We start from the raw sequence: 17971 nt of genomic DNA on the forward strand, positions 1-17971 counted from the left end.
GCCGGCCCGGCAGCCGGTGGCCGCCGCGGCCCGCCCCCGGCGGTGACGCCGGCGCGCCCGTCCCCGCTGCGCGGCGCCGGGGCCCGGTACGCCGTCGCGCTGCTGCTGGTCGCCAGCACCGTCGGCTGGCGGCGCGGCCAGTACTTCTCCGGGTCGCTGGACCCGGTGGTCGTCGCCAAGGCCGCGCTGAGCGTCCTCGCCGTGGTCCTGGCGCTGCTGGCGGCCTCCGCCGGTCCCCGGCGCCGGCTGGGCACCGGCACCTGGTGGGCGGCCGCGGTCCTGCTCGGCTGCTCCGTCTTCGGCGCGCTGACGCACGGCAGCCTGCTGGCCGGCGCGATGGTCGCCGCCCGGGTGGCCGTGCTGGTCGTCGCCGTCACCTGCCTGCTGCGGACGGCAACCGTGCGCCAGGCCGCCACCGCGCTGGCCGCCGCCTGCGGGACCGTGGGTCTGGTCGCGGCCGCCACCGGCCTGCCGAGCGCCGCCACCGGGCGGCTGGCGGGCGGGCTGCCGCCGCTGAGCCCCAACGAGCTGGCGCTGCTGGCCGGGATCGTGGTCCTCGTCGTCGCCTGGCTCGTCGTCCTGGGCGAGCGGCACTGGTGGAGCACGCCGGTGGTCCTGGGCGCGCTGGCGGTCGTCTGGGCCACCGGCTCGCGCACCGGCCTGCTCATGCTGCTGCTCGGCCTGGCGGTCGTCGCCGCCCACCTGCGACGTCCGCCGGTCGGCCTCGTCGTCGGCGGCCTGGTGCTGGCCGCGGTCGCGACGGTCGGTGCCCTGACCACCGGCGTCCTCAGCGGCTTCGCGGCCCGCGACGGTGCGGGGACCAGCACGCTGGAGTCCCGCTTCATCGCCTGGGACGCCGCGAGCACGTGGGCGGAGAGCGGCTGGCAGCTGGTCTTCGGCGGCGGGCTCTCGGTCAAGGTCATCGAGGTCCGCGGCCAGTGGTGGGACGAGCAGCCGCTGGACAGCAGCTGGGTCTCCGCGCTCGTGCAGGCCGGGCTGCTCGGGCTGCTGGCCGCCCTGGTGTGGGCGGTGTGGACGGTGCGCGGTGCGCTGCACGCGCCGCGGTCGCACCGCGCCCTCTTCCTCGGGCTGCTGGTGTTCCTGCTCGGCCGCAGCACCGTGGAGAGCGGCCTGTTCGACGCGACCCCGGCCTTCCTGTGCCTGGTCGCGGTCTCGCTGCTGGCCGAGGGCGGATCCCGCCGGCGGCTGCGGGAGGAGCTGCCCGCGCCCGCGCCCGCGGCGCGGGAGGAGGTACCGGTCCGGTGAGGGTGCTGTTCGACGCCTACTGGTGGGTGGAGGGCCAGCCCTCGGGCCGGCGTGTGGTCGACTCGTTCGTCCGCACGTGGTCGGCGAGCCGGCCGGACGACGAGCTGACCGTGGCGGTGCCCCGCCGGCACGTCGACCGGGTGCGCGAGCTCGTGGGGGACGCGCCGATCGGCATCGCACCGGTGCGGCTGAACCCGCACGGGGTGAGCGTGCTCGCCGAGCTGGGGTCGGCGGCCGACGCCGACGTCGTGATCGCGCAGAACTTCACCCCGCTGCGGACGCGGGCGCTGCGCGCCACCTTCATCCACGACCTGATGTTCGAACAGCACCCCGAGTTCTTCACCCGCCTCGAGCGGCTCTACTTCGCCGGCATGCCCTGGTCGGCCCGCCGTGCCGACCTCGTGCTCACCTCCACTCGCGCCGAGGCCGACCGCATCGCCCGCGTGCGCCCGGGGCTCGCCGCGAAGGTGGTGCCGGTCGGGCTCGGGGTGCCGGAGTCCTTCCGCTCCCGCCGGGCCGCCGACCCCGGCCTGGGGCTGGCACCGGGCGGATTCCTGCTGTGCGTCGGCCGGCTCAACGCCCGCAAGAACACCGGCCGGCTGGTCGAGGCGGTCCTCGCCGCCGGCCTGGTGACGCCCGACCGCCCCCTGGTGGTGGTCGGCGAGCCCGACGGCCTGGCCGCCGCCCGGCACGATCCCGGTGACCGCCGGGTGCGCTTCGTCGGCGGGGTGGACGACGGCGCGCTGGCATGGCTCTACGGGAACTGCCGGCTGTTCGTCTTCCCGTCCCTGGACGAGGGCTTCGGCCTGCCCGTCGTGGAGGCCGGGTTGTCCGGCGCCCCGATGGCGCTCAGCGACATCCCCGCGTTCCGGGAGCTCGCGCCGGGGGCCGCGTTCTTCGACCCGCTCGACCCGGCGTCGATCGCCGCGGCCGTCCGGACCGAGCTCGCCGGTCCGCCGAGCCCCAGCCCGGCCGTCGAGGTGCCCGCCTGGACCGAGGTGGTGGGCCGCATCCGCGCGGCCGTCGAAGAGCGACTCGAGGAGCGACTCGAGGAGCGACTCGCCCTCCGCTGACCGTCCGGTCAGGCGGAGCGGACGGGTGCTCCGACGCGGATCTCGCCGTCGGTGAGGACGTCGGCGCGCAGCCCGCCGCGGTGGATCAGCGGCCGGATGACCCCCGGTCCGCTGAGCCGGTCGAGGTGCACGCAGGGCTCGCACAGCCGGCGCCCCTCGCACAGCACGTCCCCGATCCGGAAGCGCCGCCCGACCAGCGCGTTGACGTCGATGCCGCGGGTGAGGACGTTGCGCCGGGTGCCCGCGAAGTCCAGGTCGTGCCCGGCCGCGGCCAGCTCGTCCAGGACCTCGGCGGCGATCAGCGTCAGGTCGTAGCCGGGGCGGCGTCCGGCGCGGGGACTGAACGTGCCGGCCGCCGCGGCGTAGCGGTCGCCGTCCAACCCGCGGCCGGCGCGGGCCTGCGCGGCCTCGAGCAGCCGCATCGGCGCCTCCGCGGTCGGCGCCACGGCCAGGCCCTCGACGGTGCCGCGCAGCTCCGGCGCGCCCTGCGGCCGGCGCAGCACGGGATCGAGGGAGGCGACGGCGTGGGCCTCGCGGATGCGCAGGTCGGCGGGAGCCCGGCCCAGCAGCGCGGGCGCCTGCGGGCTGAGGACGACGCCGGGCGGCGTCCCGAAGGCCAGCACGGCCACCCCGGCGCCCGGACCGGCCGGGTCCTCGACCACGGCGATCCACCAGCCGGCCCACTGGAAGCGCGCGGGGTCGGCGATGGGCACCAGCCCCGACCCGTGCCCGGCCAGCCAGCTGCGCCAGGCGCCCAGTGCGTGCGCCAGGTCGTCGTCCGGCAGCGGCACGTCGGTCACCGGCACCTCGGTGACCGACGCCAGGCACGCGGCGAACCCCCGGACGAGCGCGCCCGCCGGAGGTCCAGCCGGCAGGTCGACGTCGATCACGCCTCAGGCTCCCACGACGCCGCGCACGGCCAGGGAGACGGCCAGGGCGGCCATGACGACGGCGATGCCGCCGTCGAGCACCCGCCACGCCGTCGGACGGGCGAACACCGGCCGGAGCAGGCGGGCGCCGTAGCCGAGGCCGGTGAACCAGACGGCACTGCCGAGACCGGCACCGGCGGCGAACTCCCACCGGTGCTCGCCGTACGTCGAGGCCATCGAGCCGAGCAGCACCACCGTGTCCAGGTACACGTGCGGGTTGAGCCAGGTCAGCGCCAGGCACGTGCCGACGGTCACCGCCAGACCGGTGCGGGCGCCGGCGGCGTCGGGCAGCAGCGCGCCGGGCCGCAGCGCCCGCCGCGCGGCCATGGCGCCGTAGCAGAGCAGGAACGCCGCCCCGGCGAAGCACACCACCGGGATGAGCCACGGCACCCGTTCCAGGGCCGCGCCGGCGCCCAGCACCCCGGCGCCGATCAGCGCGACTTCGGAGAGCGCGCACACCGCCACCACCGCGGCCACGTGCTCGAGGCGGAGCCCCTGCCGCAGGACGAAGGCGTTCTGGGCACCGATGGCGACGATCAGCCCGAGGCCCAGCGCGAGCCCGGACGCGACGGCGAGCAGCGCCGGAGGGGTGAGCACGCCGCCGACGCTAGGAAGGCGGCCGTCCGCCGTCCAGCTAATGGTTCTCACGCATCATTAGAGTCACTGTTCATGGAGCTGGACCTCGCCCAGCTGCGGGCCCTGGACGCCACCGTCCGCGGCGGCACGCTGGAGGCCGCCGCCCGGGCGCTGCACGTCACCCCGTCGGCCATCAGCCAGCGGCTGCGCGCACTGGAGGTCGCCACCGGCCGGATCCTCCTGGTGCGGACCAGGCCGGTGCAGGTCACCGAGTCCGGACAGGCCGTGCTGCGGCTGGCCCGGCAGGTCGACCTGCTCACCGCCGACGTCGCCCGAGAACTGGGCGACGACGCCGCGGCCGAGCGCGTGCCCACCCTGCCGATCGCGGTCAACGCCGACTCGATGGCCACCTGGGTGCTGCCCGCGCTGGCGCCGCTGGCCGGCGACGTCTGCTTCGACCTGTACCGCGAGGACCAGGAGCACACCAGCGCCCTGCTGCGCGCCGGCACCGTCATGGCGGCGGTGACCGCGGACGCCGAGCCGGTGCCCGGCTGCACGTCCACCCGCCTGGGCGGGATGCGCTACCGGCCGATGGCCTCCCCCGGCTTCGCGCGGCGCTGGTTCCCCGCCGGCCCCACGCCCGAGGCCCTCGCCGGTGCCCCGGTCGTCGTCTTCGACCGCAAGGACGACCTGCAGCACCGCTACCTGCACGCGCAGGCCGGTCCCGACGTCGCTCCGCCGGTGCACCACGTGCCCGCGTCGGCGGACTACGTCGCCGCGGTCACCCTCGGCCTCGGCTGGGGCATGGTGCCCGACCTGCAGGCGCGAGGGGTGGAACTGGTCGCCCTCGACCCGGCCGCCGCGGTCGACGTCGTCCTGTACTGGCAGCAGTGGCGGCTGCGCGCTCCCACCCTCGACCGCGTCCGCGAGGCCGTGCTGGCCGCCGCCGGCCGCGACCTGGACCAGCCCGGCCGGTCCGGGCGCTGATCAGCGGGGCTACGCCCCCGGCGGCCGGTACCGCACCTGCTTGGCCTTGCCCAGCGCCTCCAGCGTCTCCTCGACGGTCAGCAGGACCGTCGTCTCCACCGGACTCAGCGCGCCTCCGCTGGCCAGTGCCACGGTCACCGCCGCCATGGACACGTTGTCGGGGGCCTCCCAGAGCGTGTACCCGTCGTGCGGCCCGAAGGCGTACCAGAACCCGTGCAGCGTCCCGCCGACCGACTCGATGTACGTGCGAGCCGCCTCACGGCGGTCCTCCGGGTTGTTGATCAGCCTGCCCCACGTCTCCGGGGTGTAGCTGAACCTCGTCAGGTAGAGCGGCATCGTCCGGCTCCCTTGTCCGCCTGGTGTGCCCCCGAGGGAGGCCGACGCTAGACCCGGACGGCGGGCCTCCGGGAGGCGGCGAGCGCGGTCCTCAGGCCGGGACCGGCACCGGCCGGACCGCGGCGTCCGGGCGACCGGCGAGCGGGCGCAGCACGGCCTGCCGGACGGCGACGGCGACCAGCAGCGGCCCGATCGCCAGCGCGAGCGGGGCCCACACCTCGCTCCCGTCGACCAGGGCGACCAGCGCGACGACGACCGCGAGACCGACGGCCTCGAGCAGCCGCAGCGCGAGCACCCGCCGCTGCCGGCGGTGCACGGTCGCCAGCACCGAGTACGGCAGCAGGACGGCGCCGGCCACCGCGTAGGCGCTCCAGCCGGCGACGGCCGCCACGGGCACCGCGTACGCGCCCCCGGTGAGCAGCGGCGCCACGACCGGCTGCAGCGCGACGCTGAGTGCCCCCAGCGCGGCGACCGCGCCGGCGAGCCGCAGGACCGCCCGGTCGGCGGCCCGCAGCTGGTCGCCGGCCGGCCGGTCGCGGATGGCCACGGAGTGCGGCAGCAGGAACGAGCCGAGGCCGGTGACGAGGACCAGCGTGGGGGCCGTGTAGACCCGCGCGGCCTCGAGCGGGCCGTACGCGGCGGCACCGGCCAGCCCGACCACGGCCAGCCGCAGGCCGGTCAGCAGCGCCGGGCGGACGGCCTGGGATGCGGCCCGCCAGGCGCCGAAGCCCCAGACCCCCGCCAGGTCCGGCGCCCGCCACGGGCCGCGCGGCCGCTCGGGAGCCGGCAAGCCCGCCCAGGCGACGGCCGACGCGCCCGCCTGCCCGACCAGAAGGGCGAGGAAGAAGGAGGTGAGGGTGAGCCGGCCGGTGGCCGCGCAGGCGGCCAGGGTGCCGGCTGCCAGCAGCAGGCTCGTGCCGTCGACGGCGGGCAGGGACCAGAACCGCCCGGTGGCCATGAGCAGCCGGCGGAGGGTGTCCTCGAGGACGAACGCGGTGACCGCCAGGCCCAGGACGGCGGCCGCGGCCGGCCGGACGACGTCGGTCGCCACGGCCAGGAGGCCGCCGGCGGCACCCGCGGCGACGGCGACGGCCGCGGCCCACACGTGCAGGGCGGCGCGGGTGCCCCGGTCGTGCCGGTCGAGGACGGTCAGCGAGTCGCCGACCAGCCCGCTGACCAGCGCCGTCACCAGCACCACGGCGCCGTACACCAGGGCGAAGGTGGCCAGGCCCGCGGCGCCCAGCCAGCGGGCGGCGGCCACCGAGAGCACCAGGCCGGCGACGGCCTGCGTGACCTGACCGGCGACCGCGCCGGCGGCCGGCCGCCGGGCCAGCCGGAGCAGTCGGGTCATCCGTCGATCCTCCCAACGGGTCGGGTGGACCGGGAGCGGTCGCACCCCGGACGGGTGAGGCCGGCTCCCCGTCGTGGGGAGCCGGCCTCGGTCCAGCGGGTGCGGTCAGCCGATCGCGGTGACGCCGAACGTGGTGAACCGGACGGCGGTCGCGGCGGTGCTGCTGCCCGGGCGATGTGCCGCGAGCCCGACCGACCCGGCCGCCTGCAGCGCCGCGGTGGCGTCGGTGCGGACCAGCTGCGGCGTGCCCGGCTCGGCCGTGCCGGCTGCCCAGACGGTGGCCCGCACCTCGGTGGTGCCGGTGCCGGACACCTGCAGGCGGACGTCCAGCGTGCCGCCGTCGGTGTAGGTCAGGCCCGGGACGACGACCTCCCCGCCGGGGAAGGCCTCGGTGCCGCCCGACACCCGGGACAGCGCCAGCCCGACCGACCCGTCGGCCTGCACCCGGACCCGCACCCGGTACTCCTCACAGGACCCGACCCGCCGGCCGGTCACGTACACGTACGTGCCGTTGCCGGTCGGCATCGAGGACAGCGAGAACGAGGTGCGGACGTCGGCGCTGGTCTGGTCGACCCCGTCGAGGTACGTCGCGGTGTTGTTGCCCGCGCCCGGGAGCGCCAGCTCGGCCGCACCCGGGGTCACCGACTGCCGGGTGGCACCCACCGATGCGGTCCACGCGCCACCGACGTCCGCCGTGCCCAGGCCGTTCTGCACGGTGCGGTTGAAGGTGTCCTTGGCGATGAGCTCGGAGCTCACCGGCGTGGTCACCACCACCTGCTGCTCGGTGACGGCCGTGGCGCCGTCGTCGTCGGTCGCCGTGAGGGTGACCGGGTAGGTGCCCGCCGCGGCGTAGGTGTGCGACGCGGTGGTGCCGGTGCCGGTGCCGCCGTCCCCGAAGGTCCAGGCGTGGCCGGCGACGGTGCCGTCGGCGTCGGCCGATCCGCCGCCGTCGACGGCGAGGGTGAGTCCGGCGGCCGCGGTCGTGAACGACGCCGTCGGCGCCTGGTTCGGCGGCGCGGAGGCGACCGTGACCAGCCGGCTGGAGACGCCGGTGGCGCCCTTGTCGTCGGTCACCGTCAGCGTGACGACGTAGGTGCCGGCCGCCGCGTAGGTGTGCTGCGCGGTCGCCCCGGTGGCCGAGCCGCCGTCGCCGAAGGCCCAGGCGTAGGAGGCGATCCGGCCGTCGGTGTCGGAGGAGGTGCCGGCGTCGAACGCGGCCGTGTGCTCGGCGGTGGTGCCGGTGAAGCGCGCCGCCGGGGCCGTGTTGGCGGGGGTCCCGGTGCCGCCGGCCGCGGCGTGCGCGGCGATCTGCGTCGCCGACAGGGCAGTGCCGTAGAGCGCCACCTCGTCGATCCGGCCGGTGAAGGTGTTGACCCCGCCCATGCCGCTGTCGCTGCCGACCCGCAGGTGACCGCTGTAGGCGAGCCCCGAGGTCGTGTCGGTGCGCGACCCGACCAGCTTGCCGTCGACGTGGAGCGCCATGCCGGCCGAGCCGAGCGTCGCGGCGACGTGGTGCCACTTGCCGTCGTTGAAGGAGGCGGTGCTGGTGACAGTCGTCGGCAGGTTCCAGAACAGCACCCGCCGGTTGACGCCGAAGACGACCCGGCCCTTGGCGTCCAGGTAGACCTGGCGGTCGAAGGTGGAGCTGGTGCCGGACTTCGCGTTGCCGAAGCCGAGGAGCCGCCCGCCCGAGGAGGAACTGGTCTGGAACCAGGCCTCCTGGGTGAAGGTGTTGGGCGCGGCCGTGGCGGTCGGCGTCGACAGGGTCGCCGTCGCGCTGCCGTTGAAGGAGTGGGCGGTGTCACGGTCACCGGTCGGGGCGCCCTCGGCCCCCCGGGTGACGCCCGACCCGACCGTCAGGGCGGCGCGGCCCTGGGTGTCGGCGGCCGTCGTCCCGGCGGCGGTCTCCCCCAGCCGCCAGTACGACTGCGGCGAGTCGGCCCGGACGGCGTCGGCGTAGCGGGTGGTCTGCGCGCCGGCGACGGCCGCGGCCACCTCGACCGGCGCCCACTCGGTGGCGACGGAGTTGCCGAACGGGTCGGTGGCGACCACCCGGTAGCGGAGCGAACCGCTGACGCCGGACTCGGTGGCCGACATGGCCGGCCGCTTCCACCAGGTCGAGGTCTGCACCTGCTCGGCGACGGGCAGCGCGGCGCCCTCCCGCTCGACGCGGTAGGTGAGGGTGGCGTTGTCCTGGTCGCTGGTGGCGGTCCAGGAGACCGTCACCTGACCGGCGGCCGGCGAGGTGACCGCGGCGGTGAAGCCGTCGGTGCTCGGGCCCACCCGGTTCGGCGCGGTGGCGGGCACCGCGTAGCGGACCAGCCCCTGCTGGCCGGCGCCGTTGACCCGCGGGAACTCCCCGGCGTAGACGAGGTACTCGCCGTTGCCGGTCACGTGCCAGCCGGCCTGCCCCTGGCCGGTGACGGTGCCCGGCGTCATGGTGGGGAACCAGGCGAGCTGCGTGCCGGCCGGCTGGCCGCGGAAGTTGGCGTTCTTCAGCGTGCTGGTGCCGACCTTGCCGGTGGCCGCGGTGCTGTAGGCGCTGGCGAACTTGTGCACCCGCGGGTTCTGCTCGGGGAAGCCGCCGATGTTGCCGCAGTCGTGGGTGTGGCTGGCGACGTAGAGCGCGCCGTTCATGGCGTGGCTCGAGTAGGTGTCGCCGCGGCACTCGTTGACCTCGACCACCGTGCCCCCGTCGGCGCGGACCGCGAAGGAGCCCTCGAGGTTGCCCGGCCCGTAGTAGTCGTAGGCGGTGCCGTACACGACGTCGCCGTCGGTGGAGAGGCTGTAGACCGCGGAGTTGACGCCCTGGTTGGTGATCATTTGGTTGATCGCGAACGGGCGGTTGACGCCGGTGACCGGGTCGAGCGCGGCGACGCCGGTGGCCTTGCTGCCGTTCATGGAGTCGAAGCGGCCGGCGGCGACGACCTGGGTGCCCCCGCCGGTGACCACCAGGGAGAGGACGGCGTCGCTGGTGCCCTTGGCGCCGTTGGTGTTGCCCGCGGTGGAGCCGACGCCGGGCACCGGCGCCCACGGGAGCAGCCCGCCGTCGGAGGCGCGGACCGCGGCCAGCCGCGAGCGGCTGACGCCGCCGACGGCGGTGATGCTGCCGCCGAGGTAGACGGTGTCGTCCGTGGCGGCGATGGCGCGGACCTGGCTGTTGATGCTGGGCTTCCAGGTGGTGACCAGGCTGCCGCTGGCGGTGTCGAAGGCCGCGACGCGACGCCGGACCTGGCCGTCGACCTCGGTGAAGTCGCCGCCGACGTAGATCCGCTTGCCGTCCGGCGAGGCGGTCACCACGAGCACCTGCCCGTTGAGGACCGGCGCGAACGAGGTGATCAGCTCCCCGGTGCGGATGTCGTAGGCGAGCAGGTTGGCGCGGGGCGTCTCCTGCGTGCCCGCGGCGGCACCGGCCGGCCGCGCGGAGCTGAACGCGCCGCCGACGTACACGGTGTTGCCGACGACGGCCTGAGACCAGGCCACCCCGTTGATCTGGACGGTGGGCAGCGCGTCGGCGCTCACCGTGACCGGCGCTGCGGCGGAGACCTCCCCCACCGGCGCCGTGTCGGCCGACGCCGCGGCCGGCGGCAGCAGGGCGAAGACGCCCGCCCCCAGTGCCACGGTGACCAGACCGGAGATGACCCGCTTCGGCGCAGGCGCCGACGATGTGCTCCTGCCGTTCCCCCACTGCTCGACCGCCCACCACGGCATGCGATGGACGTGTACCGAGAGTGACCATGTCACGGGGTTCTGACCTGCAGGTACACTCATTTCGGTGACGGACCGTGTCCCTCCCTCCACCGAGGGAGGTCGCTGTCACCCAGCGTGAGCGGGGAGCGACGGTCGGCGAGAACCGCCGTCGCCCCCCTCGGCTCACTCCGCGGCGGTCACCGCGAGGGTGGTGAAGCGGACGGTCGTGGCGGTGGTGGTGCCGCCGGGCCGGTGCACGGCCAGGCCCACCCCGCCGGGCGCCTGCAGCGCCGCGGTCGAGTCGGTGCGGACCAGCTGCGGCGCCGGCTCCGGCGTGCCCTGCGCCCACACCGCACCGGTGACCTCCGTGCCGCCCACGCCGGCCACCTGCACCCGCACGTTCAGCACCGTGCCCGGCGTCCAGGACAGCCCCGGGACCACGACCTCCCCACCCGGGAAGGTCTCACCCCCGGCCAGCCGGGACAGCGCCAGCCCGACCCGGCCGTCGGCCATCACCCGCACCCGCACCCGGTACTCCAGGGTCGCGCTCACCCGCCGGCCGGACACGTACACGTACGTGCCCGCCCCGGTCGGCGCCGCGCTCAGCGCGAACGCCGTCCGCACGTCGGCCGACGTCTGCGCCACCTCACCCAGGAACGCCGCGGTGTTGTTGCCCGCCGCCGGCAGCGCGAACTCCGCCGCACCCGGCGACACCGACAACCGGGTGCCACCCACCGACGCCGACCACGCCCCGCCGACCTCAGCGACCCCCAGCCCGTTCGACACCGACCGCCCGAAACCGTCCCGGGCGAGCACCGCCGGTCCGGCCGGCGGCTCCTCGGCCGGGGGCTCCTGGACCGGCGGCGCGGTCACGGTGACCTGGCGCTCCGCCGTGCCGGTGGCCGCGTCGTCGTCGGTGACCGTCAGCCGGACCGTGTAGGTGCCGGCCGCGGAGTACGTGTGGGTGGCCGTGGCCCCGGACCCGGTGGACCCGTCGCCGAAGTCCCACGCGTGGGCGGTGACCGTGCCGTCGGCGTCGGCCGACGCCGAGCCGTCGACGGCCACGCCGAGCCCGGACACCGCGGCGGTGAGGGCCGCCGTCGGGGCCACGTTGGCCGGCGGCTGCTCGACCGGGGGCTCCTCGGCCGGCGGCTGCTCGGCGCCCCCGCCCGCGCCGACCGCGGTCACCGCGACGGGCGAGAAGCGGACGGTCGTGGCGGTGGTGGTGCCGCCGGGCCGGTGCACGGCCAGGCCCACCCCGCCGGGCGCCTGCAGCGCCGCGGTCGAGTCGGTGCGGACCAGCTGCGGCGCCGGCTCCGGCGTGCCCTGCGCCCACACCGCACCGGTGACCTCCGTGCCGCCCACGCCGGCCACCTGCACCCGCACGTTCAGCACCGTGCCCGGCGTCCAGGACAGCCCCGGGACCACGACCTCCCCACCCGGGAAGGTCTCACCCCCGGCCAGCCGGGACAGCGCCAGCCCGACCCGGCCGTCGGCCATCACCCGCACCCGCACCCGGTACTCCAGGGTCGCGCTCACCCGCCGGCCGGACACGTACACGTACGTGCCCGCCCCGGTCGGCGCCGCGCTCAGCGCGAACGCCGTCCGCACGTCGGCCGACGTCTGCGCCACCTCACCCAGGAACGCCGCGGTGTTGTTGCCCGCCGCCGGCAGCGCGAACTCCGCCGCACCCGGCGACACCGACAACCGGGTGCCACCCACCGACGCCGACCACGCCCCGCCGACCTCAGCGACCCCCAGCCCGTTCGACACCGACCGCCCGAAACCGTCCCGGGCGAGCACCGCCGGTCCGGCCGTGGGTGCCACGGTCACGTCGCGGGTGGTGGTCGCCGTGGCACCGTCGTCGTCGGTCACGGTCAGCCGCACCGTGTAGGTGCCGGCCGCGGAGTAGGCGTGCGACGCGGTCGCGCCGGTGCCGGACGTGCCGTCGCCGAAGTCCCAGGCGCGGGCGGTGACCGTGCCGTCGGCGTCGGCCGACGCCGAGCCGTCGACGCGGGCGACCAGCCCGGTCGTCGTCGCGGTGAACGCCGCCGTCGGCGGCTGGTTCGGCGGGGGCACGACGATCGCGACCGGGCGGGTCGTGGTCGCCGTGGCACCCCTCGCGTCGGTCACTCGCAGCGTCACCGTGTAGGTCGCCGTGGCGCGGTACTGGTGCGCCACGGTCGGGCCGGTGCCGGTGCTGCCGTCGCCGAAGTCCCAGGCGTACGAGGCGATCGCGCCGTCGCTGTCGCTCGAGCCCGAGGCGTCGAACGACGCCTCGGCGTCGGACACGCTGGCGAGGAACGCAGCGGACGGCGCGGCATTGGGCGCCGTCCCGGTGCTGCCGAGGGCGTGGTGCCGCGCGACCTGCTCCGCGGTCAGCGCCGCCGGGTACACCGCCACCTCGTCGAGGCGACCGTTGTAGTACGGCGTCGACGCCCATGGCCGGTCCGCGCCGATCCGCCAGAAGCCCGTGATGTCGTAGGCGCCGGTGGTGTCGGCGCGGGAGGCCACCAGGCGCCCGTCGACGTACAACGACATCCCGTCCGGTCCGACCGTGCCCACGACGTGGTGCCAGGTCCCGTTGTTGTAGACGGCCGGGCTGGTCAGGATGCGCGGGGCGTCCGGGTACACCGCGAAGTTGACCCGGCCAGCGGGGTCGAGCCAGATCTGCCGGTCGTTGTCACTGCTCAGCCCGGTTCGGGCGCTGCCGAAGTCCATGATCACACCGCCGGCCGTCGTCCGGGTCTCGAACCACGCCTCGACGCTGAAGGTGTCGGGCCCGCGCACGGCCGTCTGCGAGCCGAGTGAACCGGAGGTCCCGTCGAACCAGGCCGCGGTGTCCGCGTCGCCCTGCAGTCCGCCGGGCCAGTTCAACTGGACCCCTGGCGTCATCGTGCTGTCGTTGGCACCGGCCTGGCTGTAGGCGATGGCACCGGAGCGCTCGCCCAGGGGCCAGTACTCGGTGGCGCCGTCGGCGTGCACCGCGTCGGCGTAGGCACGGGCGGAGCCGGTGCCCGAGACCGCGACCGTCGCCGTTCCGAGGTCGACCTCGTTGCCGTACGGGTCGGCGGACACCACGCGGTAGCTGTGCGCTCCCTCGGCCACCGCACGGTCGGTCCACGCGAGCACCGGACGCTGCCACCACGACGACGGCCGGCTGAACCGGGCGACCGGCGTCGTGGCCCCGTCCCGGAACACCGAGTACGTCAGCGTGCCGTTGTCGTCGTCGCTGGCCGCCTGGAAGCTGACGCGGACCGTGCCGGGCGCGATGGCGGTCGCGGCAGTCGGTGAGCCGGCGGTGGGACCGACGGCGTTCGGGGCGAGCTCCGGCATGGCGAAGCGGACCAGGCCCTGCTGCGCCTGCCCGTTGACCCGCGGGAACTCCCCGCCGTAGACGACGTACCGGTCGTTCCCGCTGACGCTCCAGCCGCCCTGGAACTGCCGGGTGTACTCACCCTGGGCGAAGCTCGGGTACCAGGTGAGGACCGCCGGCGCCGGCTGCCCGGTGAAGTTCAGGTTGCTCTGCGCGACGATGCCCACGGAGGCCGCCGGGGAGAGGCTCAGCGCCGTCGCCCGCTTCCAGACGCGCGGCTCCTGCTCGGGGAAGCCTCCGATGTTGACGCAGCTGTGGGCGTGCGAGGCCAGGTACAGCGCCCCGCCGGTCGGGAACCCCGAGTACGTGTCGCCGCGGCAGTCGGCCACCCACCGGAGCCGCCCGCCCACCGCGTCCGCGGCGAAGGAACCCTCGAGGTTGCCGGGACCGTAGAAGTCGTAGCCGGTCCCGTAGACCGCGTCGCCGTCGGTCGACAGGCTCCAGACGGCCGAGTTGTTGCCGTGGTTCGTGATCAGCTGGTTGGCGGCGAAGGGGCGGGTGGCCCCGGATCCGGGGTCCAGCGCGGTGACGCCCGTGGCCTTGACCCCGTTCATCGCGTAGAACCGCCCGGCCACCACGACCTGCGAGCCGCCACCAGCGACCACCAGGGCCATCACCTCGTTGGAGGTGATGGCGTTGCGCGCAGCGTCGCTGGTGTTGGGGATGGCGTTGCCCTTGGCGTCGAAGAAGGGCAGTCGGTTGCCGCTGGTGGGACCGACGCCCGGCACCGGCACCCACGGCAGCAGGCCGCCGTCGGAGGCGCGGACCGCGGCCAGCCGGGTGCGGCTCACGGCGCCGACCGCGGTCAGGCTGCCGCCGAAGTAGACGGTGGAGGCGGTGGCCGCGAGCGCCCGCACCTGGCCGTTGGCGCTGGGTGCCCAGGTGGCGACCAGGGCGTGGGTGCGCGTGTCGTAGGCGGCGATCCGGTTGCGGACCTGCCCGTTGGCGCGGGTGAAGTCACCGCCGACGTAGATCCGCGAGCCGTCCGGCGAGGCGGCCACGACCAGCGCCTGGGCGTTGAGGTCGGGCGCGAAGGACTGGACCAGCTCGCCGGTGCGGATGTCGTAGGCGAGCAGGTTGTTGCGGACCGTCTCCGAGGTGCCCGCCGGGGCACCCGCCGGGCGGGCCCGGGTGAACGAGCCGGCCGCGTAGACGGTGTTGCCGACGACGACCTGCGACCACACGACGCCGTCGATCTGGACGGTCGGCAGCGGGTCGGCGGTGACGGTGGCCGGGTTCGCGGCCGACGGAGTGGCCGGCGCCGAGTCGGCGAGCGCGGTCCCGGGTGCCAGGAAGGCCAACCCGCCGGCCATGAGCAGCGTGCTCAGGACCCCCGACACCAGCCGCTTCGGCGCAGCCGACAACCGTTCCCCCATGGTGCTCCCCCGTCGATCGTCCCCGTGTGCAGCGTCCCGATGGGACGAGCGCCGAACACTAAGCGTCACGATCGACGGTCGGCCAGGGTGATCACCCCGCCCGATCCGGTGACGACCTGCGCATTTGTGCAGGTCAGGGGCGTTCGACACTCACCCACCGTGACCGGCGAGCCCCCTCCTCCGAGTGAGCCGGCCGGCCGGGTCCCGGACGCACGACGGCCCCCGCCCCACCGCGGTGCGGCGGGGACGGGGGCCGGTCGGACGGCGCAGGGGTCAGGGCGCCGAGCCGGTGAACAGCAGCAGCGGGGCGCCGGCCTGGTAGCCGACCTCGACGGTCACCCGGTCGCGGGCGTCGGCGGGGACGCTGAACACGTACACGCCGTCGGCCGACTCCCCCGGCTCGAGCAGGCCGGTGAAGGCCCGCTGCGCCTCGTCCTCCAGGGGCGAGGCCGGCGTGCGGTCCGCTCCGTAGGAGGCGTTGACGGCCACTCCCCCCAGGGACACCGGCTCCTCGGTGCCGTTCTCGATGCTGACGGTGATCCGGAGCGCGGGGCCGGCGATGTTGCCCGGGCCGACCGCGGTGCCGTCGACCGCCTCGAGGCCGGCGATGCGGGCGACGATGCCGTTGCCGACGGCGGCCGGCTCGTCGAGCGCGACCTCCGGAAGGGCCGCCGGCAGCTCGTCGACGTCCTCCGTCGGGCCGGTCGGCTCGGGCGTCGGCAGGGGGGCCGGGACGGTCGCGTCGGCCGGGGTGGAGGTCGCGGTCGCCGCCGACGACGGCGATTGCTCGTCCTCGTTCCCGAGCACGAGCAGCAGCGCCACGAGCGCGGCCACGAGCAGCGCGGCGGCGCCGGCGACGAGCAGGCCGCGGCGGCCGCGGCCGGGGAGCTCGGGCGGGGAGGCCGGCGCGGTCGCGGGGGTCTGGGTGGTCACGGTGCGGTCGTCCTTGTCGTCGTCGTCGTCGTCGTCGGGGCCCGGCTGGGCAACCGGTCGATCTCGCCGAACCACTTCCGGCAGGCCAGGGCCAGGTAGCCGGCCGTGGCGAGGAAGAGCAGCGAGTAGGCGGAGAAGAACAGGGCCGGAGCGCCCATGAGGACGAACACCCAGCACAGCAGGCCGTAGTCGGTGGGCACCACCAGCAGCGACCGGAGCACGCTGGGCCGCTCGGCGGTGCGCTGCGCACGGGTCGCCGCGCCGTGCCGCTCGCGGAGGGCCTCGTTGAGCATCGTGCCGAAGAACAGCACCGCGGCCACGACGCAGAACCCGAGCGGCACCAGGAGCAGCGGTCCGCGGTCGACGGTCTCGAAGCGGTACAGCGACACCAGGACGGCGAGGTGCAGGCTCGAGGTCTTGGCCGCGTCGACCATGTGGTCCAGCCACTCGCCGGCCGGGGAGCCGCCGCCACGCAGCCGGGCAAGCTGGCCGTCGGCGGAGTCGAAGGCGTAGCCGACGGCCAGGCACGCCGACACGGCGACCCCGGTGCCCCAGCCCGGCCGGGCGAGGGCGAGGACGGCGATGCCGGTCGCGGTGAACGCGGCACTGATCGTGGTGACCGCGTTGGGGGTGAGCCGGACTCCGAAGGCCAGCGCGGCGAGCAGCCGGCCCAGCCGCCGGTTGACGAAGCGGGAGTAGGCCGGCGCGCCCTGCGCTCCCTTCTGCGCCGTCCCCAGGCGGCGCAGGGTGTCCCCCAGCCCCGCCGGGGGCGGGGCCGGCACGGTCGCGGTCACTGCTGACCGGCCAGCAGCTGCTCCACCGCGGGAGCGGCGGCCGGTGCGGGCACGGCCGGGGTCACCGGCGGCGGCACGGCCCCGGTCACCGGCGGCAGCTCGGCCGGCCGGTGCCAGGAGGCGGGTGCGTCGGCGGCGGTCGGCCTCCGGCGCCCGGAGGGCCGGCGCCCGGGGAACCGGCGCTCGGCCAGCACGCGGGCCAGCTCCTCGTAGCCGGCGGCCACCTGGTCCCAGTCGTAGCCGCCGGCCAGCTCGCGCGCCCGCCGGCCGGCGCGGGCCGTGCCCTCGGGGTCGGCCTCGACCGCGACCACGTGCCCGGCGACGTCCTCGGGCGTGCGGAAGTAGCGGCCGGCGTCGGCGACGACCTCGCGGTTGAAGTCGACGTCGAACGCGGTCACCGCCGCGCCGGCGCCGATGGCGCGCAGCAGCGAGGGGTTGGTGCCCCCGACGGAGTGCCCGTGCAGGTAGGTGGCGCAGTTGGCGTAGAGCTGGTCGAGCACCTGCTGGTCCCAGACCCCGCCGAGGAAGCGGACCCGCTCGTCGGCGAGCGCGTGCACCCGGCGGGTGTACGCGTCGGCGTACGGCGCGGAGCCGACGACGACCAGTGGCTTGGTCGCCGCGCTGGCCGCGTACCCCGCGACGATCAGGTCGACGTGGTTCTCCGGCTCGAAGCGGGCGACGACGAGGTGGTAGCCGCCCGGGACGAGGTCGAGCTCGGCGAGGCGGTCGGCGCCGGGGTCGATGAGCGGCGCCCCGTAGGTGAGCAGCGTCGTCGGCGCGGCGAAGGCGTCCCGGTAGTAGTCGGCGATGCCCCGCGCGTCGGCGATGAGCGCGTCCGACCAGCGGACGGCGAGCGCCTCGGCGACCCGGTAGTAGCGCCGTCCGGTCGGGCCCCACTTCGCCCGCTTCCACTCCAGCCCGTCCACGTGCGTGGCGACCGGGATGCGGGCGGCGCGCAGCGCCGGCAGCAGCGGCGAGTTGGCCGCGTTGAAGACGAACGCGGCGTCCGTGCGGTGGGTGAGCAGGTGCCGCACCGACAGCGCGGTGTGGCTCAGGGTCTCCAGCGCGCGCCGGCGCGCGGCGGGCAGGTGCACCAGCTCCATGCCGAGGTACCCGGCCGGCGGCGGCTCGGTCGCACCCGGCGGGGTCCGGCAGTAGACGACGACCCGGTGCCCGCGGTCGGCGAGACGGCGTCCCACCTCCTCGACGGCGGTCTCGAAACCGCCGTACCGGGCGGGGACACCTCGCGTCCCCACCATGGCGATGCTGAGCGCGTCCACCTGG

Annotated in this window: 12 protein-coding genes; 3 read left to right on the plus strand and 9 right to left on the minus strand. The window is 76.0% G+C overall.

Annotation, left to right across the window (positions count from 1 at the left end; all coding sequences use genetic code 11):
• Window positions 1-1266, plus strand: a 1266-nt coding sequence (locus MY526_RS21485; protein WP_436705026.1) for a hypothetical protein, incomplete at its 5' end; no start/stop codon positions are given.
• Window positions 1263-2339: a glycosyltransferase family 4 protein gene (locus MY526_RS21490; RefSeq protein WP_436705027.1), complete on the plus strand. Its 1077-nt coding sequence runs from the start codon at window positions 1263-1265 to the stop codon at window positions 2337-2339. The genes MY526_RS21485 and MY526_RS21490, both read left to right, overlap by 4 nt.
• 8 nt (window positions 2340-2347) lie before the next feature.
• On the opposite strand, the gene MY526_RS21495 is transcribed toward MY526_RS21490, so the two are convergent.
• Window positions 2348-3229, minus strand: a complete 882-nt coding sequence (locus tag MY526_RS21495) for an MOSC domain-containing protein (RefSeq protein ID WP_436705028.1) — start codon at window positions 3227-3229, stop codon at window positions 2348-2350.
• Window positions 3230-3232: 3 nt separating this feature from the next.
• Entirely contained in the window at window positions 3233-3865 is a 633-nt protein-coding gene (locus MY526_RS21500) for a LysE/ArgO family amino acid transporter (protein WP_436705029.1), read from the minus strand.
• 72 nt (window positions 3866-3937) lie between these two features.
• Between MY526_RS21500 and MY526_RS21505 the strand changes: the two genes are divergently transcribed.
• Window positions 3938-4831, plus strand: coding sequence for a LysR family transcriptional regulator ArgP (locus MY526_RS21505; protein ID WP_436694744.1), 894 nt, complete (start codon window positions 3938-3940; stop codon window positions 4829-4831).
• A gap of 9 nt (window positions 4832-4840) precedes the next feature.
• On the opposite strand, the gene MY526_RS21510 is transcribed toward MY526_RS21505, so the two are convergent.
• The 7 genes from MY526_RS21510 to MY526_RS21540 all read right to left on the minus strand — a co-directional run bounded on the left by MY526_RS21510 (window position 4841) and on the right by MY526_RS21540 (window position 17967).
• Entirely contained in the window at window positions 4841-5167 is a 327-nt protein-coding gene (locus MY526_RS21510; RefSeq protein WP_436694745.1) for a GYD domain-containing protein, read from the minus strand.
• Between the two features lie 91 nt (window positions 5168-5258).
• Complete coding sequence (locus MY526_RS21515; RefSeq protein ID WP_436694746.1) at window positions 5259-6518, minus strand: hypothetical protein; 1260 nt, start codon at window positions 6516-6518, stop codon at window positions 5259-5261.
• A gap of 105 nt (window positions 6519-6623) precedes the next feature.
• Window positions 6624-10229 carry a PKD domain-containing protein gene (locus MY526_RS21520; protein WP_436705030.1) on the minus strand — a complete coding sequence of 1202 codons (3606 nt, stop codon included), beginning with the start codon at window positions 10227-10229 and terminating at the stop codon, window positions 6624-6626.
• A 162-nt stretch (window positions 10230-10391) separates the two neighbouring features.
• The gene (locus MY526_RS21525) at window positions 10392-14960 is read right to left on the minus strand and encodes a PKD domain-containing protein (protein ID WP_436705031.1); all 4569 of its coding nucleotides are present in this window, start codon (window positions 14958-14960) and stop codon (window positions 10392-10394) included.
• Between the two features lie 273 nt (window positions 14961-15233).
• A complete protein-coding gene (locus tag MY526_RS21530) occupies window positions 15234-15893 on the minus strand; it encodes a hypothetical protein (protein ID WP_436694749.1) in 660 nt (219 codons plus the stop codon).
• Entirely contained in the window at window positions 15890-16687 is a 798-nt protein-coding gene (locus MY526_RS21535) for a CDP-alcohol phosphatidyltransferase family protein (protein ID WP_436705032.1), read from the minus strand. The genes MY526_RS21530 and MY526_RS21535 overlap by 4 nt, the downstream gene beginning before the upstream one ends.
• Entirely contained in the window at window positions 16684-17967 is a 1284-nt protein-coding gene (locus MY526_RS21540; protein WP_436705033.1) for a DUF1972 domain-containing protein, read from the minus strand. Before MY526_RS21540 ends, MY526_RS21535 begins: the two co-directional genes overlap by 4 nt.
• Window positions 17968-17971: the final 4 nt, after the last annotated feature.

The organism is Geodermatophilus sp. CPCC 205761 (assembly GCF_051383655.1).
Taxonomy (GTDB): Bacteria; Actinomycetota; Actinomycetes; order Mycobacteriales; family Geodermatophilaceae; genus Geodermatophilus.